This window comes from Salinispira pacifica (genome assembly GCF_000507245.1).
Lineage (GTDB): Bacteria > Spirochaetota > Spirochaetia > DSM-27196 > Salinispiraceae > Salinispira > Salinispira pacifica.
The window spans coordinates 861,604-887,768 of record NC_023035.1; the positions used below are offsets into that span (position 1 = coordinate 861,604).

General features: G+C 53.6%; 22 protein-coding genes. 14 read left to right on the forward strand and 8 right to left on the reverse strand.

Going from position 1 to position 26,165, the window contains the following annotated elements:
- Positions 1-17 precede the first annotated feature (17 nt).
- A complete protein-coding gene (locus L21SP2_RS03755) occupies positions 18-1,124 on the forward strand; it encodes a 3-dehydroquinate synthase (protein ID WP_024267160.1) in 1,107 nt (368 codons plus the stop codon).
- Positions 1,125-1,150: 26 nt separating this feature from the next.
- Here the strand turns inward: L21SP2_RS03755 and L21SP2_RS03760 are convergent, their stop codons facing one another.
- The 5 genes from L21SP2_RS03760 to L21SP2_RS03780 form a co-directional block, all read right to left on the reverse strand.
- Positions 1,151-2,071: a tetratricopeptide repeat protein gene (locus L21SP2_RS03760; RefSeq protein ID WP_024267161.1), complete on the reverse strand. Its 921-nt coding sequence runs from the start codon at positions 2,069-2,071 to the stop codon at positions 1,151-1,153.
- Entirely contained in the window at positions 2,061-4,811 is a 2,751-nt protein-coding gene (locus L21SP2_RS03765) for a helicase-related protein (protein ID WP_024267162.1), read from the reverse strand. The genes L21SP2_RS03760 and L21SP2_RS03765 overlap by 11 nt, the downstream gene beginning before the upstream one ends.
- A 92-nt stretch (positions 4,812-4,903) precedes the next feature.
- Positions 4,904-6,232 carry a histidine--tRNA ligase gene (gene hisS, locus L21SP2_RS03770; RefSeq protein ID WP_024267163.1) on the reverse strand — a complete coding sequence of 443 codons (1,329 nt, stop codon included), beginning with the start codon at positions 6,230-6,232 and terminating at the stop codon, positions 4,904-4,906.
- A 124-nt stretch (positions 6,233-6,356) separates the two neighbouring features.
- The gene (locus tag L21SP2_RS16815; RefSeq protein WP_024267164.1) at positions 6,357-7,133 is read right to left on the reverse strand and encodes an aminotransferase class IV; all 777 of its coding nucleotides are present in this window, start codon (positions 7,131-7,133) and stop codon (positions 6,357-6,359) included.
- A gap of 141 nt (positions 7,134-7,274) precedes the next feature.
- Positions 7,275-8,393 carry an aminodeoxychorismate synthase component I gene (locus tag L21SP2_RS03780; protein ID WP_041401125.1) on the reverse strand — a complete coding sequence of 373 codons (1,119 nt, stop codon included), beginning with the start codon at positions 8,391-8,393 and terminating at the stop codon, positions 7,275-7,277.
- A gap of 72 nt (positions 8,394-8,465) precedes the next feature.
- Between L21SP2_RS03780 and pcnB the strand changes: the two genes are divergently transcribed.
- The gene (gene pcnB / locus L21SP2_RS03785) at positions 8,466-9,584 is read left to right on the forward strand and encodes a polynucleotide adenylyltransferase PcnB (RefSeq protein WP_024267166.1); all 1,119 of its coding nucleotides are present in this window, start codon (positions 8,466-8,468) and stop codon (positions 9,582-9,584) included.
- 278 nt (positions 9,585-9,862) lie between these two features.
- On the opposite strand, the gene L21SP2_RS03790 is transcribed toward pcnB, so the two are convergent.
- Both L21SP2_RS03790 and L21SP2_RS03795 read right to left on the reverse strand, forming a co-directional pair.
- A complete protein-coding gene (locus L21SP2_RS03790) occupies positions 9,863-11,047 on the reverse strand; it encodes a tetratricopeptide repeat protein (protein WP_024267167.1) in 1,185 nt (394 codons plus the stop codon).
- A gap of 116 nt (positions 11,048-11,163) precedes the next feature.
- Positions 11,164-12,162 (reverse strand): Asp23/Gls24 family envelope stress response protein, encoded by a 999-nt coding sequence (locus L21SP2_RS03795; protein WP_244437948.1) that lies wholly within the window; start codon positions 12,160-12,162, stop codon positions 11,164-11,166.
- An 85-nt stretch (positions 12,163-12,247) separates the two neighbouring features.
- Here L21SP2_RS03795 and L21SP2_RS03800 point away from each other — a divergent pair, with 85 nt between their 5' ends.
- The 8 genes from L21SP2_RS03800 (at position 12,248) to L21SP2_RS03835 (ending at position 20,779) form a co-directional block, all read left to right on the forward strand.
- Positions 12,248-12,709 (forward strand): divergent PAP2 family protein, encoded by a 462-nt coding sequence (locus L21SP2_RS03800; RefSeq protein WP_024267169.1) that lies wholly within the window; start codon positions 12,248-12,250, stop codon positions 12,707-12,709.
- Positions 12,706-14,397, forward strand: coding sequence for a hypothetical protein (locus L21SP2_RS03805; protein WP_024267170.1), 1,692 nt, complete (start codon positions 12,706-12,708; stop codon positions 14,395-14,397). Before L21SP2_RS03800 ends, L21SP2_RS03805 begins: the two co-directional genes overlap by 4 nt.
- 66 nt (positions 14,398-14,463) lie before the next feature.
- Positions 14,464-15,831 carry an RnfABCDGE type electron transport complex subunit C gene (locus tag L21SP2_RS03810; protein ID WP_024267171.1) on the forward strand — a complete coding sequence of 456 codons (1,368 nt, stop codon included), beginning with the start codon at positions 14,464-14,466 and terminating at the stop codon, positions 15,829-15,831.
- Positions 15,815-16,963, forward strand: coding sequence for an RnfABCDGE type electron transport complex subunit D (locus tag L21SP2_RS03815; protein ID WP_024267172.1), 1,149 nt, complete (start codon positions 15,815-15,817; stop codon positions 16,961-16,963). The genes L21SP2_RS03810 and L21SP2_RS03815 overlap by 17 nt, the downstream gene beginning before the upstream one ends.
- Positions 16,960-17,433, forward strand: coding sequence for a hypothetical protein (locus tag L21SP2_RS03820; RefSeq protein WP_024267173.1), 474 nt, complete (start codon positions 16,960-16,962; stop codon positions 17,431-17,433). The genes L21SP2_RS03815 and L21SP2_RS03820 overlap by 4 nt, the downstream gene beginning before the upstream one ends.
- Positions 17,430-18,044: an Rnf-Nqr domain containing protein gene (locus tag L21SP2_RS03825; RefSeq protein WP_024267174.1), complete on the forward strand. Its 615-nt coding sequence runs from the start codon at positions 17,430-17,432 to the stop codon at positions 18,042-18,044. The genes L21SP2_RS03820 and L21SP2_RS03825 overlap by 4 nt, the downstream gene beginning before the upstream one ends.
- Complete coding sequence (locus L21SP2_RS03830) at positions 18,041-18,649, forward strand: hypothetical protein (RefSeq protein ID WP_024267175.1); 609 nt, start codon at positions 18,041-18,043, stop codon at positions 18,647-18,649. The genes L21SP2_RS03825 and L21SP2_RS03830 overlap by 4 nt, the downstream gene beginning before the upstream one ends.
- Positions 18,650-18,733: 84 nt before the next feature.
- Complete coding sequence (locus L21SP2_RS03835; protein WP_041401131.1) at positions 18,734-20,779, forward strand: alpha-amylase/4-alpha-glucanotransferase domain-containing protein; 2,046 nt, start codon at positions 18,734-18,736, stop codon at positions 20,777-20,779.
- A 4-nt stretch (positions 20,780-20,783) separates the two neighbouring features.
- Here L21SP2_RS03835 and L21SP2_RS03840 read toward each other — a convergent pair whose 3' ends face one another.
- Entirely contained in the window at positions 20,784-22,052 is a 1,269-nt protein-coding gene (locus L21SP2_RS03840; protein ID WP_144082913.1) for a hypothetical protein, read from the reverse strand.
- Between the two features lie 112 nt (positions 22,053-22,164).
- On the opposite strand from L21SP2_RS03840, the gene prfB reads away from it, so the two are divergent.
- The 4 genes from prfB to ftsY all read left to right on the forward strand — a co-directional run bounded on the left by prfB (position 22,165) and on the right by ftsY (position 26,151).
- A protein-coding gene (gene prfB / locus L21SP2_RS03845) for a peptide chain release factor 2 (protein ID WP_144082914.1) occupies positions 22,165-23,269 on the forward strand; the annotation gives its coding sequence in 2 pieces (ribosomal slippage) (positions 22,165-22,224 and positions 22,226-23,269; 1,104 coding nt in all).
- Between the two features lie 18 nt (positions 23,270-23,287).
- Positions 23,288-23,665, forward strand: coding sequence for a response regulator (locus L21SP2_RS03850; RefSeq protein ID WP_024267180.1), 378 nt, complete (start codon positions 23,288-23,290; stop codon positions 23,663-23,665).
- On the forward strand, positions 23,662-25,218 hold the full coding sequence (locus L21SP2_RS03855) for a hypothetical protein (protein WP_024267181.1): 1,557 nt from the start codon (positions 23,662-23,664) through the stop codon (positions 25,216-25,218). Before L21SP2_RS03850 ends, L21SP2_RS03855 begins: the two co-directional genes overlap by 4 nt.
- Before the next feature lie 39 nt (positions 25,219-25,257).
- Entirely contained in the window at positions 25,258-26,151 is an 894-nt protein-coding gene (ftsY, locus tag L21SP2_RS03860; RefSeq protein WP_024267182.1) for a signal recognition particle-docking protein FtsY, read from the forward strand.
- Positions 26,152-26,165 lie beyond the last annotated feature (14 nt).

The window sequence follows — 26,165 nt, forward strand, 5'->3', positions numbered from 1 at the left end:
CCTGCATGAAAAGACAGATGCAATTTACCCTGGGGGAGTTCACCACCCGCCTCAGCCTTCATGAAGATGGAGCTGAGCTGCTGAAAAATCTTGGTAATCCCCTGCTTCTCATTTGTGACGAAAACACCCTGAACCTGATTCACTCCCATGGCCTGCTTCCCCCGGGTACCGAAATGCCTGAAATCCGAAGCGGGGAAGATCTGCAGGGACTGTCAGAAACCTCCCTTCCTTCCCCTGAAACTCCCCGGGCTGCGGTGGTCCTTCCCTCCGGAGAGTCGGGAAAAACTCTCGCCAATGTTGAATTAATCCTGAAAACCGCCTTCTCCCTGGGCTTTGCACGTGACAGCTGTTTTGTGGGGCTTGGGGGCGGAGTCGTCACCGATATTGCCGCATTTGCCTCCTCCCTGTTCATGCGGGGGAACAGACTCGTGTTGATTCCCACCACCCTTCTTGCCATGGTGGATGCGGCGTTCGGGGGAAAAACAGGAATCAACTATCACGGCTATAAAAATATGGTGGGCAGTTTCTATCCTGCAGAACAATTACGTGTGTACCCGGGGTTCCTCAAGGATTTGCCCCGGCGGGAATACCTCAGCGGTCTTGCTGAAGTGATCAAAAGCGCCATGCTCGACGACGCCGAGCTGTTTGCCTTCATGGAAGAGCAGAGCACACCCATTTTGAACCGGGAACCCGGGGCTCTGGAATATATCATCTGGAAAAGCCTTATGGTGAAGGGCCGGGTGGTGCTTGCAGACCTTCGGGAGGGAGGGCTCAGAGCCCAGCTGAATCTGGGACACACCTTTGCCCATGCCCTGGAGGCGGTGAGCGGGTTTGGTCTGTGGAGTCACGGTGAAGCCGTGGCGTGGGGGCTTCTCCGGGCCCTTGAGCTGGGCAGAGTTCTGGAAATAACCCCGGATTCATACATCTCCCGGGTGGAGGCCCTTCTCGGGACCTACTCATACCGGCTGGATTCAAGCGGCTGTGCCCCGGAACAGCTGATCAGCGCAATGAAAAATGACAAAAAGAAAAAAGGCGGAAAGGTGGGTTTTATTCTCCAGCGGAATTTGTGCGAAACCCTCCAGAGGCCGGTGGAAGACGCAGACGTTCTGAAAGTGCTCAACTGAGGGGCTGCAGCCGTATGGGCCGGAGCTTAGTCGCTCCCGGGAAGCCTGGCAGCCTCCTCCCTGTCGCTGAGACCGGGAGTGCAGGGGACAGTATGGATAGCCCCCGGATGATTCCGGATAAAGGGAATCAGTCTTTGAAGTTCATCGGGCAGCAGCTTCCCGAACCAATCCGGATCTTCCCTCCTCCGTTCTGCCAGTCGACTGCGTTTCTGAGCAGAGTAATTCCTTTCCTCCAGCAGGGATCGAAGGAGATCAATATCTCCGCCTGAATATATGCACTCCCCCTGTTCGTCACCTGAAGCGGAAAGACCGACCTGGGCCAGCAGGACGGCTGCGTCCCTGTCGCCTCCCATAATCCCCGGCAGAGCATCATAGAGCCGGGCCAGGGTAATCCAGGGATCGGGGAATGCGGGATCCAAAGCTATTGAACGAATCATGCTGTTTCTCACCTCATCGATCTCCCTCAGGGCGGCGAACACTCCCTTCTGCTCCCCCAAGGCCCCGGCGGCAACCCCGTACCAGTACCAGGCCCGGGATGAATCGGGAGAGAGTTCAAGGGCCCGGCCGGCCCAGTCCAGGGCCGTTTCGTAATCGGCAATGAGATCATTTTTCGAAAGATGGCTTCCCTCCAGTCTGGTGCGGTTCACCATTGCCCAGGCCTTTCTCCACAAAAGCTCAGCCCGGAAAATTGGGGCGTCCCCATTCCGGCTTTCCGGCACCGGAGAACTCTCAAGAATGCGGATTTCCTCAAAGGCAGCGGGGTACTTTCCTTCCCGGATCAGCCCGTCAATATGTTCGAGGGGCCGGTCTAGCTGTTCCAGGGGCTGCTCTATCTTTTCGTGGGGCTCCGCAGGGGACTGGGCGGATAGATGCCCGGATGCACAGAGGCTGATTACAAGAACGGAGGCGAGAAGAGCTGATGTGAAACGGGCGGGATTACAGTTCATCTAATAACTGCGAAAAGCGCCGGTAGAGCGATCCGCTGAGCTCCTTCAATTCCGGAATTCCGGGGGGCAGGGTGTCTCCGCCGCCCTGGGATCTCACCGCCTCCAGGGCCGCAAGATCATCAAAGAGGGAATCCAGGCTGGCTATGCTGTCGCTCATTGAGATGCTGAAATTCTTCACCGATTTCAGCCAGTACAGTCCCTGGTTATCAGTATAGAGGGTAATGAAACCCAATTCACGATCATTTTTCTTCACCGGACTGATCCCTGGAAGATAGTTGAGAAGGCTGCTTACTTCCTCGGGGAGTTCCCAGGGACTTACCTTTGCGGTTTTGGGCCAGTGTTCCCGGAAATGGGTTTCCGGGCTTAAGACCCGGGCTATGCCCAGGGCGTTGCCAAGGCGTTCCTGTTTCAGAAAGATATATTTCCGGTAGTGCACCATTACCCGAAGATCCCGGTGGGGAGGTATGAGCTCCAGGTCATCGCGGTGGGCAAGGGAAGACAGTTCTCTCCAGCTCAGTTCAAGGATCTTCTTTTTCCCCTTAAACGGTTTGAGGGGGAATATCTGCCCGCCGATGCGCACTTCCATTCCATTGGGGCTGACCTGATCCTTTGCCGTTCCCTGACTTCCGCTTCCCCGGGACGGCCCGGCATAGGCCGGCGGTTCCGCCGATGATTGCGACCATGGGTCTGAAGCATCTGTGGTGCGGATTTTCCGGCGGCCGGTAGCTCCGGAGGTAGTTTTTCCCCGGGACGCTTTTGTGCCGGTTTCCAGTCTGCGGGCAAGCTCTTTGTTTTTTTTACCTTTTTTACCGCCGCCGGAATTTTTGTCCAGCTGTCTGGCCAGGATGCCGGATATTTCCGGAGATATCCGTTTTAGCCACTCTGCTTTCAGGGGGCTGACGCTCCGTGCGAAGGTACGGCTGGTTTTTACTATTTCGCCCGCCACCATAATATCCGGAGTCTCCCGGAACATCACCGAGCCGGGGTGGATTTCGATCCTGTCAGCGGTGAAACTTTTGTAGGAGCTGCGTCCGGTCCGTACGCAGATGAACTGTACCAGTCCTGTGGAAACCGCACAGAGGTAGGATGCCAGCATTTCCCCTTTCAGGGGAAAGGGGGGGGAAGGCACGGGCATTCCCATCTCGCCCACAATTTCGCCGAGCTGGTCTTTCACATTGGCGATCTCCGCCATGATCTGTTCATCCAGATAATAGCGCTGACAGAACTTTTCCTTGTTCCGGCTGTCCAGGTAGGAGCGAAGCATTTTCAGATAGCTCACGAAGTCCCCGGCCTCGTCCCTGAAATGATGGTGGGCGTTCCGGGCCTCGCTTTCCTCGCCCTGGGGGAGGAGAAACGGATTGTTGGTGGTGAGAAAGCTGGTTGCGGTAACCACATGATCCAGCACATCAGGATAGCTGAGCATGGCCTCCACGATCATCCGGGAATGCCGGGGCAGCAGGGGAAAACGGGCCATCCGCTGGCCGATCCGGCTGAGACTGCGCTCATCATCCAGGGCGTCCAGCAGGTTGAGGGTTTCAACTGCGCTGGCGATTCCGCCCCTGCCCGGGGGAGAGATAAAGTCGAAGGACTCAAAGTCCCGGATACCCAGTTCGGCCATGCGGAGAACCACTTCCGAGAGGTCGGTGCGGAAGATCTCCTCCTGGGTGAATTCCGGACGGTACTGAAAATCCTCCATGGGATACAGCCGGTAGCAGGTTCCCGGCCGGGTTCTTCCCGCTCTGCCCCGGCGCTGGTTGGCGGATGCCTTGGAGATGGGTTTTTCCACCAGACTTGAGGTGAAGGTACGGGGGTTGTAAAAGTTCATTTTGGCCAGGCCCGAGTCGATCACCGTGGTGATTCCGTCGATGGTGATGGATGTCTCGGCAATATTGGTGGCCACCACAAGTTTGATTTTACCCGGCGGAGGCGGAGGAAATACCTCATCCTGCTCCTCCTTGCTTAACCTGCCGTACAGAGGGAGAATATAGAGCTTTTTCCGGAACGGCTGGGAGTAGAGGGCGGTTATGGTGTCTTTGATGATCCGTTCGCCGGACAAAAATATCAGCATATCTCCAGGCCGCTTCTCATCAATCACATGCCCCACAATCTCTACAATTTTCTGTACCAGTACCTCATAGTCACCCTGAACGGCAGGAGGGGCATAGATGGTGCTCACCGGAAATGTTTCTGTATCGATACGGACAACCGGAGCCGAGGCGAAATAGTCGGAGAAGATATCTGCATTGATGGTAGCCGAGGAGATGATCAGTTTCAAATCCGGGCGGAGCTCAAGACTCCGCTTCAGCAGACCCAGGATGAAATCGATATTCAGACTCCGCTCGTGTGCCTCATCCACCATGATCACCGAATAGCGGCTCAAATACGGATCGGCCTTCAGTTCCTGGAGGAGAATGCCGTCGGTCATCACTTTAATCCTGGTATCTCCGGTGGTGGTGTCATGAAACCGCATTTTGTAACCGCAGAATGCCTGTGCCTGTTCCCCCAGTTCCTGATGCAGCTGTTTCCGGATGTAGTCGCTGACGCTCACCGCCGCAATCCGTCTGGGCTGGGTAATACCGATCACACCCCGGCTCTCGAAGCCCGCCTCATGGAGGATTACGGGGAGCTGGGTGGTTTTTCCGCTGCCTGTGGGACTCTCAACCACCACCACCTGGTGATCACGGAGTGAGCTGAGAATTTTCTCCCGCTGCTGGTATACCGGCAGGTTTCGGGGATTCATATGCCTTCCTCATGGGTTCGTGCAGTCCGCTCGGATCCGCTGATACGGGAACAGAAGCCATCGGCCCCGACTCATGCCGGAGCCCGCGGCAACTATATGTTTAAATCTTTTCGGGCCTGTTCCAGGGCCCGGTCAAGAGTAATACCCTCAATGCTTTCCCGGGTGAGCAGATTCTTGTAGTTTACCGTATCTGATGATATTTCCGCTTCCCCGGCAATAATTCCCAGGGGAATGCGCTTCTTTTCCGCATAGCTGAATTGCTGACCCATCTTCTTGTTCAACGGAAATATTTCCGTACGAAGTCCGGATGCCCTCAGCTTCTGGGCCATTCGGGTGTAATTACCCAGATACTTTTCATCCATCATGAAAATCAGAACATCTGCGAACCTCAGGGAGGATGGCGTGCTGTCGTCTGATTCCTGGGAATTATTGCGCTCAAGTTCCTCCATGGCCGCCATAAGCCGGTCAAGTCCGATGGAGCTGCCGACTCCCTGAATCTCGGTTTTGGTGTAAAGGGAGGCAAGGTCATTGTATCGTCCGCCTGAGCATACCGAACCGATTTCCGGCAGCTCATCCAGGAAGGTTTCGTACACGATGCCGGTGTAGTAGTCCAGACCCCGGGTGATGGACGGGTTAATATGGAAGAAATCTCCCATGCCGATTGCATCCGCAAGCTGGAGAATCTCTCTCAGTCTCCGGCTGTGCTCCGAGGCTCCGCCGGCAAGACGCTCCATCTTATCCAGGGTTTCGGCATTGCCTGCTTCGCTGTGAATGAAATCGAGAATCTCAGCGGCAGGGCCTGCTCCGGTTATTTCTGTGAGATTCTCCCGGGTTTTTTCGGCCCCCAGCTTGCTCAGTTTATCTACGCTTCGCAGAACATCTTCACTCTTGCTGCCGACTCCCAGAGTCCCGAGGAACTGATTGAAGATTCCCCGGTGATTAATGTGGAATTTCACCTTACGGATTCCCATATCTGAAAAGTTCGCGTACATGAGCTGGAGAATCTCGAAATCCGCGGCCGGGCTGTCCACGCCGACAATATCAAAATCGCACTGCATGAACTCCCGGTAGCGCCCTTTCTGGGTGTTTTCTCCCCTGAAGACCTTTCCGAAATGATAGCGTTTGAACGGCAGATAGAGTTCGTTCACATGTGCGCCCATGAAGCGGGCGAAGGGAACGGTAAGATCGAAGCGCATGGAAACATCCCGCTTGCCGTGGTCCTGAAAGCGGTAAATCTGCTTATCCGTTTCACCGCTTCCTTTGCCCAGTAGCACTTCGCTGTACTCCAGAACCGGGGTGTCGATGGGAACGAATCCGAAACTTCTGCAACTGTCTTCGATGCTTCGGAGAATGTTCCTCCGAAGGATTTCCTGATCCGGGAGAATATCCCGAAAACCTTTTAAAACTCTGGGCTGTATCATGCCAAAGAGTCTAATAAAACAATTGGGGATTGTACATAGCGGCCGGTTTGCAGCTAATCCGCAGCTGGCTAATCCGCAGCTGAAGGACGGGCAGCTCCTTCACGACTGTTCCGGGGCGGGTGCATCAGCCGCAGACATGCAATGTTTCCGGGAGGACCCATCCCAGCTGCCCCGGGGGATTCAGGGCATTAATAAAGCCCAGGCGCCATCCATGGGGCAGCCTGCGAAGGTGAAGGGGCCGGGTAATCAGTAAGCCTTGCGCCATCAGTTCCCTCCGCCTGCATCCCTCAAGCAGGGGCGTGGAGGGGGTGAGACAGGGATGGTGGTGAGCCGGGAGTGTCGGCGGGCAGAGGATGAGATTGGTGAAGGTTCCGTCGCTCAGGTAGCCGTTGCGGGTAATAATAATTTCATCAAAACCGGGATATTGCCTGTGAAGTTCGCTGAACAGCCGACGGTCGGCAACTTTGCTGGAGTATTCAGCGTCGGGGAGTTCCACCGCCGCCGCCCTGCGGATCTTCCCGGGCTGGAATTCCCTGATTTGAATGTCCAGATGGATGGTGTCCGGGTCTTCCTCCCTCTTGTTTGGCGATGCCTCCTGTACGGCGGGGGCGTATTGCAGACGAATCCGGAGGCGGCGGGGGCTACCTCCGTGGATTTCTCCTCGGAGTATTTCACCCTGGAGTATTTCACCCTGCCGGCACTGCCGGGTTATGGTGCGAAGAAGCAGGCCGGGCTCCGGGGCGGAGCCGGGAAAGAGGGTTCGGGTCATCCGCTCCATGTGCCGGTGAAACAGGGGAATACTCAACTCCTTACCCGACCAGAGCCCCAGCATGGTCTCCAGGAAACCCCGTTCCGGTTGCATTTTGTCAACTAGTTGAATTTCTGAATGGTTCTCTTTCATTCTGCCGTCCTTCCCATTTTACCCTTGTCGCTTCCCGTTCCCCGTCACTCTATTCATTCCGTCTCATCATTTCCATTTCAGCGCACTCTACCCATTCCGGCGTACTTTTTCTATTCTCCGGATCACTCTCTCTATTCTGTATCAGCGCTTCTCCAGGGGAAGTTTCACTTTGGCCTGGAGTTCCGAATATTCATCCGCTTCATTGCTGTAGATTGTAATCCCTCCGCCGCTTCTGAACAGCAGGGGGGCAGATGGTTCCCCGGGATCGCCGTTCCAGCTTGATCCCCAGGGCTGTTTTTCCCCGGGGCGTTCCAGATACCGGATCATCACTCCGGAGTTCAGATTGTATCCGTCGAATATGCCGCATACCCCGGTGTAAAACCCCCTGGGCGCACCCTCCGCCTGGGCAATAATCCTGCAGGTTTCCCGCTTGGGCGCACCGCTCACAGAACCGGCTGGGAGGAGGCGGGCGGTCATGTCCCCCAGCCGCCGCTTCCAGTCCCCGGGAAGCAGGGCACTGATTCTGCTTGATATCTGGATCAGGCGGCCTCCGTTCACGGGTATTGCATCGGCATAGCGGAACCGCTCCACCTGAATATCCCGCCCGACCCGTCCCAGGTCGTTGCGGAGCAGATCCACCACGGTAATATGTTCAGCCCGTTCCTTTTCATCCTCAAGCAGGGTTTTTTCAGCCCTGTCCAGGCTTTCTCCTTCGGGCACCAGTGACGTGCCTTTCATCGGGTAGGTGTATATTCTTCCATGGTGGGTCTGCACAAAAGTCTCAGGGCTGAAAAGGAGAAATTCCCTGGGCATCTCTTCCGCCGCCGCGGACGGATCCTGAAGAAATTCCCGGGGAAGCCGTTCCGCATTCATGTAAACCCGGTAGGGGGCGTGGACCCGGTAATACAGCTCCCTGAGTCTGATGGTTGGGTCCGGCTCCAGAAGAGTGGGGAAGGTGAGATTGCAGAGAAAGGAATTGCCGGCCTTCATTTCGCTTTGCACCAGGTGAAAGGCCCGGGAATAATCCGCTCTTGATATGAAGCGGGGGTTCAGGCTAATATTATCAGACATATTCGCAGATACTGTGTGATGCCGGCTGTAGTCGTTACTCCTGCCTTGAATGTTGAAGAGCAGAAAACCGCCGTGCATCCGGCTCAGAGGTACTATTACGGGAAACCGCATTTCAAAATCAATTGCGAAGAAAAACGGAGTCCCGGACCGCCCCAGGCGGTTCATTTTATCAATCCAATCTGAGTTCATACGTCAGAAAAGTAGCAGCATGATCTCTGTGCTGCAAGCATGTAAAAGAAGAATTACTACTGGGAGAACCTGGTGTTAGTACGCTACAAGACCTTAGAGAATGGAAAAGCCGTCAAACAGGCGGAAGTGTATACCAAGACTGAACATCATATCCGCCTGTCAGACGTTGACCACGATGCCATCAAAATCATCCGTCGTCTGGAAAAGGCCGGTCACGAAAGCTATATTGTGGGCGGTGCAGTCCGGGATCTGCTGCTGGGGAAGCGGCCCAAGGATTTCGACATTGTCACCTCGGCGGAGCCCAATCATATCCGGAAGCTTTTCAGAAATTCCCGGATCATCGGGAAGCGCTTCCGCCTTGTCCATATCTTTTTCAAAGACAAGAAAATTATCGAAGTTTCCACCTTCCGAAGTGCCGATTCAAAGGGCTTTAATAATGTTTTCGGCGAGATCGAGGAAGATGCCCTCCGACGGGATTTCTCCATGAATGCCCTCTATTATCACCCCATCAGGGAGCAGGTGGTGGATTTTGTAAAAGGGTATCCTGATATCAAGGCCAGGAGACTGAAGGCCGTAATTCCCCTGGGAAGGATATTTGAGGAAGATCCGGTACGGATCATCCGTGCCATTAAATACAGCGAAAAAACCGGGCTGAAACCGGGATTCAGGCTGAAGCGGAAGATGCGTTCCCAGGCGGAGCTCCTGAAAGGTGTTTCCTATTCACGGCTTACCGAAGAGATTTATAAAATACTGGGAAGCGGATATGCCCGTCCCATTTTTCAGTCGCTGTTTGATCATAATATTACAGAATACATTCTGCCGGGGCTGGATCAGTTTTTCCGGGGCAGGGATCAGACCCATGCAAATAACCGGAAGGTGTTCTTCGAACATCTGGGAACCCTGGATGATATTATCAATAAACAGCGGGAAACCCCCAGAAGCGTAATGATTCAGTATCTGGTGCGGGATTTCGTCATGCGCATCGGTCCCTGGAAGGCCCAAAAGCGGATCCACTTCCCCGAAGTGTATTCCGGTATCAAGGATATTCTCAAACCCATGGTTCCTGCAAATAAGGACGTTGAAGATGTGGTTGTGACCCTTATGCGTGAGCGTCAGGAAGCGCTGGGAATTCCCAAGAAACGAAGCCGCCGCCGTCGGAGAAAACCATCTTCCAGACGCAGCTCCGGCTGAGTTCTTCAGGGGATTCGCTCCGCGCATCAGTATCTGCGACCCCATTTCCATAGCCTGCATTCTGATATCTCCTGATATACAGTGCACCAAAGCTTGTGAAAACTATCTATTTCGAAAAACTCTACCGTACTGGTGGGGTCGGGCATTTTTCAGGCGCTACATATGTTGGGTTTTGTTGGAAAAAGTGGTGCTTCACAAGCTTCTGTGCACTGATCTCCTGACAAACAAAAACGGCGGCCCGAAATCAGGCCGCCGTCTTTCTGTTCAATGTTTTCAGATTATCCTTCAATCCGCTCCAGAATTCTGGTCACCTTTTGGGTGTAGTTTGAGGGGTCCAGTTGTACGGTGGTCTCAAGAAACTCCTGAGCCTCCTCCAGCCTGTTGTCCGCAAAAGCGTTTACGCCCATTGCATAATAGGTGAGGGCTGCGGTGCTGCCTTTCTCCAGCGCTTTGCGGTAATTCAGTTCCGCCAGGGTGTAATTGCCTCTGTCGTAATTGATCAGACCCAGATAGTAATAGGGGATGTGACTGATGTCCCGGCGGTTAATGGCTATGAGGAAATTCTCTTCCGATGAATCCAGGTTTCCCGACTCGTACTCGGCAATTCCCTCTTCAATCAGCTCCCGATAGGTTTTCTTGTTCTGGAAGTACTCCAGGAAGCTGTTTTGAAGCTCTTCCTGATTCACCCACTGGAAGGCTGAGTTATACACCCGCTGGGAGTTGGTTTTCAGGTCCGCCCGGGGATCCATTGCCGAAATTGCGTCCCAGAGTATGCGGTTGTGGCTTCTGTTGTCCGTGTTCACCAGATAATTGATCATTCCCCATGCTTCCGGGTAAAAAGCCTCAATCCGGTCTTTGGCCCCTTCCACATCTATGGCAAGTATTTCTTCGGGGGTGAGGGCTTCGTTGCTGCGGCTGCCGAAGAGAATTTCCTTCAGGGTTTCCAGCCATGCCAGGTTTTCCCGGTTATTCACAGCCACAAAATTTTCGTTGAAGCGGGCTTTTTCGAAATACACCGCAAAGCCTTCCCTCAGCCACAGGGGCGGGTTATCTATAAAGGCTCTGAGAAACTGGATGAATGCCTGGTGGGTGAAGCTTTCATCAAGATCTTCCCCGTCCTCCAGGGCTCCCACAAGTTCCGAACGGCTTACATCGCTGTAATGCAGGTACACAAACTCGTTTCTTGTCTCATCGATCACCCGGTTCAGATAGCGGTCGTATGCGCTTTGTCCGTTGAATATCTGCACTTTCATTTTGAAATCAAGGCTGTCCAGCTCAAAATGAAAATAGTCGTTGAACAGATCCAGATATGCTTCCAGACGCTCAGCTGCCTGATCAGCATGATTTTGACTGATGTGTGAGCGCACGCGGTAGTGGTCGCTTTCGGATACAAAAGACTCCTGGGCCCAGACACTTCCCGCTGCAGTCAGCAGTATGAGCAGAATAAAGATACTCTTCTTCATTGTGTACCTCCGATTACAGTATCGAACACGGCAATATTGCAGGTCAAATTTTATTATCTTCCATGCATCATATCGGCAGAATCCATGAGAAACTTTAGCTGATGGGGCATATCGCCTCAGGTTTTCCGTCCGGATCGTTTCCTGCCGGATTTGGAGGGTTTTCCCTGTCCATCATTCCGGGGTTCCTGAGGCGCTTTTTTGGATGCTTTTCTGTCCTCCGGGCTTCTGAACTCATCGATGCTGTCGATGGAAACATGAAGTTCCTCGATAATGATGCCCGTATACTTTTCTATCTTCTCAATAATATAATCATGCAGGCTGTGGAGACTGGTGGCCAGTTCGTAGCCGAAGGGTACTGCAAGTCCCACATCGAGAATGTATCCGCCCTTGTCCTGGCGCACAATAATTTTGGTAAGCCTTACAGAGTTCAGTTTTTCCTGCACGCAATGGAGAATCATCTGGCTCAGAGCCGCCTCGGAGATGCTCACCATTCCCTTCCTGCTGAATTCAGGCCGAACCACCGACTTCTCGAACTCCGATTCTCTGGCAAAAACCCCCAGTCCCCGGCGGAAAAATACCTTGATGGAATCTGCCATGATTCTGGGATAGGTTCGTTTCACTTCAATGGCGGGGACAGGGATTACATGCTTTCCGTGATGTTTCCGGAAATGGATTGCCGTCTCGATTTCATCAGCAGTGGCGATATCTTCTATCTGGATGGTCTTGGACGGGGGCGGCAGCTGGAGAGTACGGCAGATTTTTGCGATCATTTTGGTGCTTGTACCGATAATGAGAACCTTCTTGGTATGACTCTGCTCCAGATAATGTTTGACTTCCCTACGGTGTTCTTTATCGGTGAACAGGGCGGTTTTTACCGCCGAGAGGTACGCCTTTTCCTTTTTTGCCGATTTTCCCGCCACAATGCGGCTGTTCTCTATGAGGAGACCGTCATCCACAATCACCGGAATCTTGTACTTCTCCGCAATGAGTCCGGCCCGAAAGCTTTTTCCGGTACCGCTTTTGCCTACCAGGGCAAAAACCTTGAGTCCCCGCACCCTCCACATTGCTTTGGTCCATGCGCGGTGAATAGATGTAAAAATGCCCTGTGAAGCCATATGCCCTCGCTATTGTTGTCTTTCTCTTTACATTATATAACACTGATATGCTATTATAATGCACATTATTCGCCCTGGAGTGTAGATGTTCAACACGGTCAATCCGGTTTTCACCTCGGCTCTGCTGAGCTGGTTCGCAGCACAATTTATCAAGACGATTCTCAATGCCATATATAAGCGCCGACTTCACAATGCAGCGGATATCATCGCCAGTCTCATGTGGCGCACCGGAGGAATGCCTTCAAGCCATTCGGCCCTGGTGACCGCCCTTGCGGTGAGCACCGGGATTCTTGAGGGGATCAACACCACTCTGTTTGCACTGTCTCTGTTTTTCGCAATTGTTGTAATTCGGGACGCTCTGGGTGTCCGTCTGTCCACCGGCCGTCAGGCTCAGGCGCTGAACAGGCTGGGCCGGACCCTTGAGGCCCGGGAAGAGATAGAATTCGCTCCGGTGAAAGAGGTTCACGGTCACACACCTCCCGAGGTTCTGGCGGGAGTTCTCCTGGGCGGAGCCATCGCTCTTCTCACAAGTCTGATGGCATCATGAAAACGAATGTAAATTCTCTGGCCAGTCCGCTGTTCTGGACCGCACGGATCCTGCCTGCGGGGTTTCTGCTGCTTATGCTGGCGTCCCTGTTTTTCCTCTTTCCCGGAATCAGTTCTATGGAACGGGGGGACGGGTCCCGGGATCAGGGAAATATGCTCATTATTGAAGTGCCCGGCTCAACCGGTCCGGCTTCTGAGGTGCTGGAAGATTACGGGGTTGAAGGTATTCTCCACCGCGGTAACGCCACCCTGCAGTTTAATAATTTTTCCGGCACCGAAGTGATCCGGTTGACCGAGCTTCTTCTGCGGAATTCTCCCGAGGATCCCAGAATTCCCCCCTACCTTTCGGATCTGGCTGGAGTTTTCCAGGCCTCCCGGCATGACGGCGGGCTGTTGTATGTGGTTCATGATGATGAATCTGTGCCTGATCCGGATGCCCTTTCCCGTCATCTTTCCCGGAACGGAATTGCCAATTTCATCCATGTGGATAAACGTCTGCCCCCTCTGTTCGGTGTGCTCATCTGGACCATTCTGTTCATCCTGGTTCTGATCTACAACGATGGACGCTTCTGGACGTTAATAGCCGGTGCGGTTGTGTTACCTCTTTTTTCTGTACGCATACCTATCCATTTTTCCCTTCTGATTATCTACTTCATTGCCCTCAGGGATCTCTTTCACCGCCAGGATCTGGAATATCAGAGGGCACTCAACAGGAATGAAGCCGGTGAACCACGGCAGCCGGGCCTCCCGGGGCTTCTGAAATATTTTCTCCGTATGCTGTACAGCCAGCACCCGTATCATCTTTTCTGGATCGCCGGCCTGGGAGTAGCCATACTTCTCTCAGCGCTGTCTTACTCCAGTCTTGAGAGCATCATGCTCATTCCCCTGACGGCCGCCGGCTTCTGGGTACTTCTGGGCGTAATGAATCATCACCGGCACATGAGTACCCAGAGGGAACATCCGCTGTTCTTCACCCGGGGGATTACCCCATCCTGGGATCAGCCGGGCCGGAAGGAACGGATACTGGTAATCGCGGCGGTCCTCATTGCGGTGAGCGTTCCGGTAGTGTTCCGGGTGAATGCCGCCGGTTTTCCGGTCACATTTATTTCCGCAGAAGTCACTGGCAGTCTGGAGAACCGGTCAGATACAGATGCCCTCCTCCGGGAGGTGAAAGAGGTGATGGATCTCAGAGTGGTTAATGAAGACCGCCCCGGGGCATACAGCTCCTTTTCCCCTGCCGGACTTATCCTTGCAAACCGGGCATATCAACAGGCCTTCCCCTATCTCGCCCTGCGGCAGAGCGATGCACAGCAGGCTGGAAGGTACCGGGACGGCCGTGTTCTTCTCAGCCGATACCGGAGAGTTGAGGACGGCGAACTGGAATCTTATGATGAGGTGGTGCTGGAGATCGGCCCCGGCTGGCTGGAAGAGCAGCTGGAAGTGATGGCAGACAATTCCATGCTTCAATTGTATAGTGACGGAGAAAGATGGTATGATGTGCGCCCGGAAAGTTCCGTCCCGGTATTTTCCCGGGGCTGGAGTCTGATTCCCGAATTAATTCTTCTGCTGCTTGCAGCCTTTCCATGGATCAGCAAAGCCCGGTTTACGGTTATCAGCAGAATAATTCACCGCCTGAAAACCGGAAGCGGGAATACATCCCGGGGCGGGAAGAGTTCCCGGAACAGATAGAACTTTTTCCGGCTCACTGAAAACCGGGGGATACGGGCCCCAATTTCCGTCCAGAAAGAGGTGATCGTGATAGCTCATGATAAGGGTATTAAACCCTATTCAATAATAGCGCCGGACTTTTCCCGTCCGGTGTGGTCTGCATCCCTGCCGTATCATGCAATAGTCCCTTTGCTTCAGCATCAGGGTGTGGAAGCCCTTCCCCTGGTGAAAAAAGGCGACCATGTAAGAGAAGGTTTACTCATCGGCCGCTGTGAAGAAGGGAAGGGGGCGGCAGTTCATGCACCCATCCCCGGCGTGGTGGAGGATGTGGTGGACATGAATCTTCCCAGCGGGGAAGCCTGCCGTGGTGTTCTCATCAGGCTGGAAGGACAATTTGATTATCTGGGAAAACCCCGGGAACCCCATGCCTGGCAGGACCTCAGTCCCCTTGCTCTTATCGATCTCATTTCCGAGAAGGGACTGGTGCACATGGACGGGTTCACCGAGCCTCTTGGTGATATGCTCCGGGATATGCGGAAACACAAGGCAGGTTCCATCGTTGTGAACGCAGCCAGCGGATATCCGTTTTTATCCAATGAAATCAGGCTGTTGAAAGAGCATCCGGCAGAAATTGTGGAAGCTCTGAAAATTCTGTCCAGGATTCTCAGCACCGAGGATGTGTGGCTGGTGCACCCGGCTTCGCACCGCCGCTATATCTCGGAGTTCGGGAAAACCGCCCGCTCCCAGGGTGTGAAACTCCGGCGTAAGCCGCGTTCAGACAAGTATCCCGCCGGAGATCCCTATGAACTGATTCACCTGGTCTCAAAGAAAGAACTCATGCCCCAGGCTGATTTTTCCAGTTCTCCGGTGGCTGTGCTTGCGGTTTCCACCCTGTTTGCCGTATATGAGGCGGTGGTGCTGCGAAAAGCCCTTGTGGACCGGCTTATCACATTGGGAGGCGGAGCCCTGGGGGAAACCCGCACCGTGAGGGTGCGTATCGGCACCCCGATTTCTGCGGTATTTGAAGAGGTGGGCGGTCTTCAGCAGGAAGCGGCCAAGCTCCTGGTAGGAAATCCTCTGCAGGGATACGAAATAGTTGAAGCAAACAGTCCTGTTACCAAACAGGTGACGGCGGTGCTTGCTCTCACCCGGGAGGAACTGGGAGTTGAGCAGGAGAGGCCCTGCATCCAATGCGGGGCCTGTGTTGATCATTGTCCGGCAAACCTGGAGCCGGTGATACTCCATAAGCTTCTCCGTCAGGACAGGCTGGATGAAGCTCTGGAGGCGGGGCTGAACGCATGCCGGGTATGCGGTATTTGTTCCCATGTGTGTCCGTCCCACATTCCCCTCACACAGATAATCAGGGACGGGATGGTGAAAAGCGGCGAAACATCCGCCATTGATGAGTCATCAGAATCAGAACGAAAGGGAGGCGGCCGTGAGTTCACGAATTAATATGCCGAGAAATCTTGCAGCTGCTGCCCTGCCCCATTATTCAGGGGCCATATCCGCCGCCCGGGGGATGTGGATGATGTCTGCTCTTCTGCTGCCGCTGCTGATTTGGGGCGTTCTCATTTTCGGCCTCTACAGTCTGGCGGTGGTTATATTGGCGGTATTCAGTACGCTGGCCGGCGAGCTTCTGGGGATGATCTTCACCCGCAGGTCGAGTTTTACTATTCAGCTGTTTATTGATGAGTTGAGCAACGGAAGTGCAGTGCTTGCCGGTCTGCTGCTGGGACTGATTCTTCCGGTGACGGTGAGCCCCTTCATTCCCCTGATTGCCGGGATCTTCGGCATGGTTGTGGTGAAGTGGAGTTTTGGAGGTCTGGGTGCCAATTGGCTGAATCCGGCTCTGGCGGGCACCCTGTTTGCGGGGCTGAGCTGGCCCGGGGGAATGCACGCCCGGGAGTGGGGCGCTGCGCTTATCTCCGGATTGAACTGGAATCCACCGAGCGGCAGTCTTACTGACATGGCAAGGCTGAAAATGAGCCTTATACAAGACGGGTCTCCCCGGATTTTCCGGCCCATGGAGATGATCGGCAGGGAATTTACCAATGCGGACAGTTTTATCTCCCGTTTTCTCAACGAGCAGATTCTCCTTTCCGGGGGCACCAGACTGCCCGGAGGATATATTGACTACATTCTGGGATTCAAGCTGGAAGGTATCGGACAGACTTCAATTCTCCTCATTCTCCTGGTTTCGGTGTTTCTCTTCGCCCGGGGAATTATTTCCTGGCAGATTCCCACAGGAGGAGTCCTGGCCCTCAGTGTCCTGACTGCGCTGTTCTCCGGGGTGAATTGGGGAGGGGGCTTTTTCTCCGGGGATGTTCTGTTTGCACTGAGCAGCGGAGGGTTTCTTTTTATTCTGTTTTTCATGGCCACAGATCCGGTAACCACTCCCTACACTTCAGGCGGTAAACTGATCTTCGGTGTGGGAGTGGGGGTCCTGGTTTTTCTGTTCCGTGAATTTTCCCTGCTTCCCGACGGATCTGTGCTTGCAGTTCTTATCATGAACATGCTCAATCCGGTGATTATTATCCTCACACGACCCAAACCCTTCGGTTTTGAGAGGAGGGCGGTGAAATGACCAGAAAAAACGGTTACGCAATTCTGCAATTTTCCCTGTTGATCCTTTTTTCCGTTCTGCTCATCCTGCTCATTCTGCTTTTGAGCAGCGGAGTGAAGGATGATACTCTTCTCAGGTATGAACGGCAGGCTCTGGAAACCCTGGATATCGGCGGACGAATCGTGGAAGTCCGCGAACTGCCCCAGGGTCCGGCCAGAAGAATATATATCAGTTCCGAAGGAGATCAGGTGCTTCTCATGGAAGAGGATACCGGGCTTTCCCGCCTGCGGATTCTGGTACATCTGGATGCAGGGGGTTCCTACGCCGCCCACCGCCTGGTGCACATCCACAACCCTCTGGAAGGCTGGTACATGGGAAACGGTCATATGTGGAACCACGGAGATGATCCCTTCAGCCCCCGGCCCAGAGATCCCCAATGGGCGCAGAGGCTGCGTGACATTATCCGTGAAGCGGGAGAGTATGCCTTATGAAGCGGTTTTTCAATAATATGTATCAAACGAATACCCTGCTGTTCACCGTTGCAGGCATAGGTCCGGTGCTGCTTCTTTCCACCAGACTCATCTATTCCCTGAGCATCAGCGCAGTTCTTCTCATCTATACATCGTTGCTCATCCTGATGAATCTCATTATTCAGAATCTTTTTGACGAGCGCTTATGGTATTCAGCACGAATACTCTCGGCTGCGGTGTGGATCAGCATTATAGATATTCTTGTGGGAAGTTTTTTCCCCCTGCTGCGCAGTGACCTGGGAATTCTCCTTCCCATGATCCTGGTCCTGAATCAGAGTCTGCTCTTTCTTCTTCCCGGTGAGCTGAAGCTTCCCGGGGGAGTGAGCATTCCCGGGGACCGCAGAGATCCTCCGGCGCTTTTTGCAGGGCTGTTCGGCTACATTCTTTTACTGAATTTCATTGCGCTCCTCCGGGAACTTATCAGTTTCGGCTCGGTGAACCTCCGGCTTCGCCCCTGGGATCCCCAGCTGCTGCAGACACCCGGCCCCTTTATGCTCTTTTCCACAGTGTTCGGTGCACTCATTCTTCTGGCCTATATCAGATCGGCCATCGAATCCGGGAGGGAAAAATGAATACCGCATCCCTTGTGTTTATATTCACGGTGAGTCTCAATATTTTTATTCTGTACCTGGGGGGCATGGCGGAAACTCTTGCCAGTCCCGTAGGCGGACGGAGCATGATTCGGGACAGCCTCAAGCGGCACTGGCTCTATAAGGGCGGCTATCTGCTGCTGTGGGGAGTTCTGGCCATCCTGATCCAGCGGCTGACCATGATTCTGCCCCGGGGGGAAGCACTTTTTATCAGTTTTTTCACCTTGGCGTATCTCATTCTCCGGTCGCTTTTTATTTTTATTCTCGCCAGAATCCGGGGGGCTGAGCACCGTGAAGATATCGTAAAGGCGGTTGACAGACTCTTCCGTGATCCTGTACTTCTCATACCCGTGCTGATCATCGGCTACTCCAGGATTACTGTGTATCAGAGTCTGATAGTGGTTGTTTCCGCATGGGCCGGTCTGGGAATCGCGTTGCTGGTGTTTGTCTCTATCCGGGTCAAAGTGGATCTTGAGGCGGGAAGACCCCGCCTGAAAGGCAGCAACATGATGATTCTTTCGGCGGCATTGATGGCCATGTTACTGATTGCCCTGGATCAGGCGTTTTTTATCCGCTTCATGCCATAATTTTCAGTTCAGATGTTGAGAGAACCTCTGAGTGCGAGTACAATTTAGAGTTATAGGATAACCGTTCATCGGTACACGTTTATCATGAATCAAACCCAGGTCATTTTCGGAAGCGCACATTCTCCTCCCCTCGGTCTCCTTACGGATGAAATGGAAACCCTGTATCAGAGCTATTACCGCCCCCTTCTGAAAGTTCTCTATGCACACCCCCGTGTGCGCATGGTGCTGTATTTTTCCGGAAGCCTTCTGGAATGGATAGAAGAGAATCACAGCGAATTCATTGATGTGATCGGAGAAATGGTGAAGCGCCGTCAGCTGGAGTTGATCGGCGGCGGATACTATGCGCCGGTTTTCAGTCTCATCCCCAAACAGGACCGTATCGGTCAAATAGAGTTGCTCACAACATATCTTCGCCGGAATTTCGGACGACGGCCCCGGGGCTGCTGGGTTACCGAACAGATCTGGGAGCCGGTAATGCCTTCCAGCTTTAAATCCGCAGGCATGGATTTCGTGTTTCTGGATGAATACCATTTCTGGAAAGCCGGTTTTGAGGAACGGGATTTCAATACTCCCTGCATTACTGAAGATCAGGGCAAAACCATGGTGGTATTTCCCATCTCCCACGATGTCCGGCAGAATTTCTGGAGCATGAGCCCCGACCGGATTCAGAAGAAGATCGAATCGGTGCAGGCAGACCGGGAGGATCAGGTTCTCACCATGATTCACGGAATACACCAGGATGCCGAGGACGGTACCCTGGATCCGCGGATCATTGAGGAGCATATGGAGAAAATACTGGGTCGGCTGGATTCCCTGATCCAGGAAAAAAAGGTTGAAACCCTGCTTCCCGCCAAATATCTCCGGAAAAACCGCAGAAGATCCCGGGGCTATTTTCCTGCTACCTCATTTGATGAAATGCTGGCATACGGCTCCATCAGCGCATTGGAGCGCTATCTCCGGCGAAAAGGCACCATAACCTCCGGCGTGGGGCGCACCGGCTATTATTACGGAAGCATTTTCCGTCAGAATTTGGGCCGCTACTCGGAAGTGAACCTCATGTACGCCAAAATGCAGTTTGTACAAAGCCTGACAGCTCAGATCCGGGGAGACAAATACCGCAAGCAGGCAGCACGTGAAGAGCTCTGGCATGGGCAGACCCATATGCCGTTATGGCACGGTGAACGGGGAGGCGTCTATTTCAATAACTACCGGAAAGAGATATATTCCTCTCTGATCCGCTCTGAGCTGATGACCAGGGAAAAAGGCATATTTGCCCCATCGGTGACCAATTACGATTTTGATATGGACGGTATTGATGAATATCTGTACCAGGGCAATTACATCAACGCATACGTTCACACACAGGGCGGAATTCTGTTTGAGCTGGATTATCTTGCTTCCCCCTGGAATTATCTGGATAACATGGGGCGGTATCCTGAGGTGTACCATGGCCCGGTTCAGGAAGCCCGGGGCTATGACAACTATCCCCGCCGCAGCTTCGTGGATCATTTTCTCAGCGAGGATACGGGAATTCATGAATTCGAACAGATGAGTTTCGAGGATTCCGGCAGCTTCATTGCCGATCCCTATGAAGTTGTGGGAAACGGAAGTGCGCTGAAAAAAAAGACCGAACTATCTCTGAGCTGCCAGGGAATGGTCAATGTTGAGCACGAATCCATTCCCATGCAAATTGAAAAGACCTATTACTTCGATAAAAAATCCATCGTGGTGAAATACCGGATAGAAAACATTTCGGACCGGAAGGCGCTTCAGTATTTCGCTCCGGAAATGAATTTGAGTTTCATATCCAATGACGTGCAGTATCTGCGGCTCTATTCCAAGGTGAATAAAAGCAAAAAAGTTGAAATCGGGCCTTCCCTGCTGGACATTGAGTCTTCCACGGGGTTCATTTTCGAGGATCTGTTCAACAAGGTGAAGATTGAGGTGGATTTTTCCGGGGAAGTCCCGTGCTGGAGCATCCCCCAGATCACCGAGCACCTGGACAGGGAACGGTGGCGGGAAATTTATCAGGCGTCCACAATTATTCCCCGCTGGAAGCTTGATCTTGAGCCCGGAGAGTCCATGGAATGTGATATCAGTCTTGCCTTTTCACCCCTGCCGAAGCGCTGAGGGATCAGGAGAGTTCATCCAGTATGCGGTTCATCCAGGGAGTGATGATGCTGTAGCCGTCCTCCTGGAGCAGCAGGAACTGGAGAAAGGCATCCTGAATTCTTCCCAGGAAGTAGAGACTCTGGGCGTAATAATACCGGGTTCTGAACCCGAGCTCGCCGGTGGGTGACAGACTCAAAAGCCGCTCCAGCTGCCGCCGGGCAATATCATAATTTTCAAGAGCAAAACTTCCCTGTACGATTTCCGCCAGTACTCTGTCACGGCCCTCAGCTTTACTGAGTTCCCGTTCCCGGGGAAGAATATCCGGCAGGGCCCGGGGCTTGCTGTCCAGAGTTATTGGTTCCATCAGGGAGGCAACCGCCTGCCTGGTGTTTTCGCTGATGCCGGTTCTGGATGGAATTTCCACCCCGGAAGGGGGGAGCCTGTCGCCGCTGACAACTGAGGTATTCAGAACCAGAATGGGAAGGGTCTCACCGGATCCCTGTCGCAGGGATGTAAACCCCGAACCCAGGGGCAGTTCCACCGGTTCCGCCAGGGTATTCTGTCCCCGCACCAGAATTTCACCATCTTCATCCGAGGCAAAATCATCCACCACTGCATAATAGTATGGAATTCCCGGCAGCACAAAGTCACTGTAGGACTCCTGACCCGGGGGCAATTCATCAACCTTCTGAGCTGTTTCCAGATCATCGAAATTCAGAATGGGGGATGTGCTCCGGAACAGACTGATATTTCCGTAATTTCCCACCACGTCATAGCTGATTTGGATGGAATCGTCGGAGGGGGATGCTTTGATGGCCGCAATGCCCGCAGCCCGGGATTCCTCGGGAAATGAGTTGATCACCGTTGCAAGTACGGTTTTATTCTGAAACGGAATAAGGAGGGGAATTTCTTCCCCGGTTTCATCCAGTGTCAGCAGGGCGTAATGGTAGGCGCCGTTTTTCCGCAGCTCGTCCACATAGGACTGGGTACCCTCGGGAATATCCTGCAGGGCCATGGCCTCATCCAGAGTACCCGGAAAGATTTCCGAATCGCTGCGGTAGAGACGGTAGCGCTCATTTTCCAGTTCGGGCACGTCGATCCAGGTGAGCCGGACCTTGTTGCCGCTTACAGCGGTGCGGAATCGGCTTACATAGGGAGTGAAGACCTGACTTTCCGAAAGATCCTCTTCGGGCAGTTCCCCGGATTGGGCTGCAGCAGGGAGGACGATAAGCGCAGTCATCATAAGCATGAGAATAATCAATTTTTCTGCGGCGGCGTTTGCACTTTTCATTGCTTCTGTTACAATAATCGGCAATTTCCCTGTTGTCTATATGTCTATCTCCGGCTTTATGACCGGTTTACTGCGGAAATCTCATATATATTATATTTTAAGAGAGGAATACATGCTTGAAGAATTGCAAACACCCATAAAAGAGCTCCAGAGCTTAATCTATGACACATGGAGGTCTCTTTGACTCGGATGCACTGAAAGAGGAAGTGGCCCGGCTTGAAGGACAAACCTCCGATCCCGAGTTCTGGAACGACAGAGCCCGGGCGGAAAAAATCATGACCCAGATCAAACAGATGCGGGACCGGTGGGAGCCATGGGAAGAGATGACCGGGCAGATTGATGATCTGCTGGATCTTTTTGAAATGGCCAAGGCTGAAGGGGATGACTCACTGGAAGATGATATCCGGGCCACTCTGGAGGAGCTGCAGAACCGCTACGATAAGCTGCGGGTTCTTGAACTCCTCTCGGACCAGCATGATCCGGCCAGCTGTTATCTTACCATTCATTCAGGGGCAGGAGGCACCGAGGCCTGTGACTGGGTGAGCATGCTGTTGAGAATGTACAGCCGGTGGATCGAATCCCGCGGATACAAGGCACAGACCCTGGATCTTCAGGAGGCCGAGGGGGGCATTAAATCCGTTACCCTTGAAGTGGACGGAGCCTACGCCTACGGATATCTGAAGAGCGAAACCGGGGTTCACCGCCTGGTGCGGATATCCCCCTTCGATTCCTCGGGCAGACGCCACACATCCTTTGCCTCGGTGTACGCATCCCCGGTGATTGATGATGAAATTGATGTGGATGTGGCCCCTGATGATATCCGGGTGGACACCTACCGAGCGGGAGGTGCCGGCGGCCAGCATGTGAATAAAACCGATTCAGCGGTGCGGATCACCCATTTGGAAACCGGCATCGTTGTCCAGTGTCAGAATGAACGGAGTCAGCATAAGAACAAGGACAGGGCGATGAAAATGCTCAAGTCCCGTCTGTATGACTATTACAAGGCGAAGCAGGAAGAGGAAAAGCAGGAGAATGCGGCGGAAAAACTGGATATCTCCTGGGGATCCCAGATTCGTTCCTATGTTTTCCAGCCCTATACAATGGTGAAGGATGCCCGGACCAAAACGGAAACCGGCAACATTCAGGCCGTCATGGACGGCGGTATCGATGATTTTATCGAGTCCTATTTGAAAATGAAATGGGATGAGAGTCAGTAAATTCCGGAGGCCGGAGAAATGAATGTTCTCGTAGTTGACGATTTGCCCTTTATGCGCATGCTCATGACACAGGCCGTTGAAGAAGCGGGCTTTCAGGTAGCCGGCCAGGCGGTAAACGGCAGACAGGCTGTGAGAATGTTCCGGGAAAATCCCGGCCTCTTGACCCTTATGGATATCAACATGCCCGTCATGGACGGTATGAAGGCCCTGGAAAAAATGCTCGGCATAAATCCCCGTGGAAGCATTATTATGTGCAGTACCATAGATCAGAGAACCTTGATTCTCCGGGCCCTGAATATGGGAGCCCTGGATTATATTGTCAAACCCTTCACATCCGAGCGTGTGGAAGACGCTCTGATCCGGGCCCGCCGCAGGGTGGAGCGCGGAGGATTATGATCAGAGCCGCCTGTAGACTTCTTTCGTTATCTATTCTGATATTGCTTGCACCTCTGCAGATCCATGCCCGGGGTAGTGTTGAAACCTTTTCCGGAGAAGAAGGGGACGGCGGTATCCGGGAGCGGCTGGAAGCCGAATACTCCCGAACCTGGAAGGTGGCGGTGCTCCCGTTCATCTCAGATGATACTGATGTACTCAGGAGTATTCCTCTGGCCAAAAGCATGCCCGAGGCGGTGGTTGAAGCCCTCACATATGTAAAAACCCGGAGTCTCAGCAGTTCAGAGCTAGAGGGGTATGAGCATGCCCTTGAAGCTGACTTTACAGCCCATGAGCAGGATGCCCCAGCCCCGGTGCTGGAACAGAACCCTGCTCCCCGGCGGCGGAATCTGGCCATAGAGAGCGTTACCGATCTGCCGACCAGCTATTACCGCTCCTATGCCAGGGGTATGCGGGCACAGCTCCGGTCAGAGGGGAGCGTCCACCCGCGTCTCCTCACAGAAATGTCCGCCCGTTTGGATGCAGACCTGTTCATCGGCGGACATGTGCAGATCCAGGAAGGCTATGCGTTTGTTGATATTATGCTTATCAGTCCCTACATCCAGGCGCCGGAATCGCCGGTTCTCGCATCCCGGCTGTTCAGTATTAAAAGCATAGAAGCGCTGGATTCCATCAAGCAATATATCTCCAGGGAAATAGCCGGTGATCTGTACAATGCCCCTTTTGCCTCCCTTCAAATCACTCTTCCCCGTGAGAATGCTGACATCCCTGCAGGGGAGAATGGAGAACAGCCCGGCGAAGAGGGGATCCGGGCCAAGGAAAACGGCACGGAACCCATTGCTTCAGATACCGGAGAGAACACACCCGGGAAGCGCTACCGGGTGTACGTGGATGATGAGTATCGGGGAACCGCTCCGGCCCTTCTGTCTGTGCTGGATCCCGGTCTGAGGAGAGTACAGGTCTACCTGGGCTCCCGGATGGTTGTTGATCAGAAGATACAGCTTGATGCCGGCGAAACCGCCGGGCTCACGCTGCCTCCTCCCGGAGAACCGGCAGGACGGCTGGCTCTTCACACCATCCCCCGGGGAACACAGGTATTCGACGGCAGCAGTTTTCTCGGGGTTACCCCCCTTCTGCTGGATCTGGAACGGGAAACCCGGTATCTTCAACTCAGGGGCGAAGGTGTGCAGACTTCATATCTCCGGCTCCCCCCGGATGCCGGCGCTGTGCTCAGGCTGCGCCTGCCTCCGGACAGCGTGGACTGGAAGCTGCAGATGCAGAGGGACCGCAGACAGTTTTACGGCGCTCTGGGGGTAACTCTCGTATCCGGGCTCACATCGCTGATTGCCCAGGGAGTGAACCTGAATCTCAGCGCCGCAGATTTCCAGAGCTGGCCGGAGCAGGATCAGAGTATGCACCGGGTGAAAATATACAGCTCCAGAACGCTGACCTTCACCGCATCAAGCATTGCCCTGCTGAGTCTGGTGTACACCGGCGATCAGCTGATACAGTATCTCCGGACCGCAGAACAGGCCCGGGGAGTGCTGGGATATTGAGTACTTACGGAACCCCATCAAAATATATTGGAAGGCGACATGTTTAAATGGTTCAGAAAGAAGCAGAAACCCGGAGGCCTGATCAGACGGCTTTTCCAACTTGGCCCTCACAGCGAGGGATTTTACGAGAAGCTGGAAGACGCCCTCATTGAAGCTGATATCAAGGCTTCCATCGCCATGGAGATATCCGATGAGCTGCGGAATTCCTCCCAGGCTGGCAAGCTCTCCTCACCGGAAGAGTTGAGATCCTTCGTCAGGGATGTGATCAGTCAAATGATTCTGACGGTGAACCTTGATCCGGAAAATAATGATAATGCCATCTATCTGGTGCTTGGGGTGAATGGTGTGGGTAAGACCACATCAATGGCCAAACTTGCCCGGCGCTGGCTGGATGCCGGGCGCAGCGTCAGCTTTGCCGCGGGCGACACGTTCCGCGCCGCCGCGGTTGATCAGCTTGCCGTACACGCCGGGCGTCTGGGAATCAAAATATTTCAGCAGGGACAGGGTGCAGATCCCTCAGCGGTGATTTTTGACGGACTGGAGAGCATCAAGGCCAAGGGTGAGGGAATTCTTCTGGCGGATACTGCCGGCAGAATGCACAACAAGAGTCAGCTGGTAAAAGAACTTCAGAAGATTGACCGGGTAATCCGCAGCAAGGTGGATGACCCGTCCTACCGCCGTATTCTGGTAATTGATGCCACAACAGGCCAGAACGGCATTCAGCAGGCCGAAGTATTTCACCAGGCTCTGGGGATCGACGGCATTATTCTCAGCAAGTATGACTCACGGGCCCGGGGCGGCCTTGCCCTGAGTATCAGCAGAACTCTCGGAATTCCCTTTGCCTACATGGGCACCGGCGAGGGCTACGGGGATATTAGTCCCATGGATCCTGAAGCACTGGTGGAAAGCATCATGTCCGCCATCGAAGGGTAATGGGATTGGAAGGT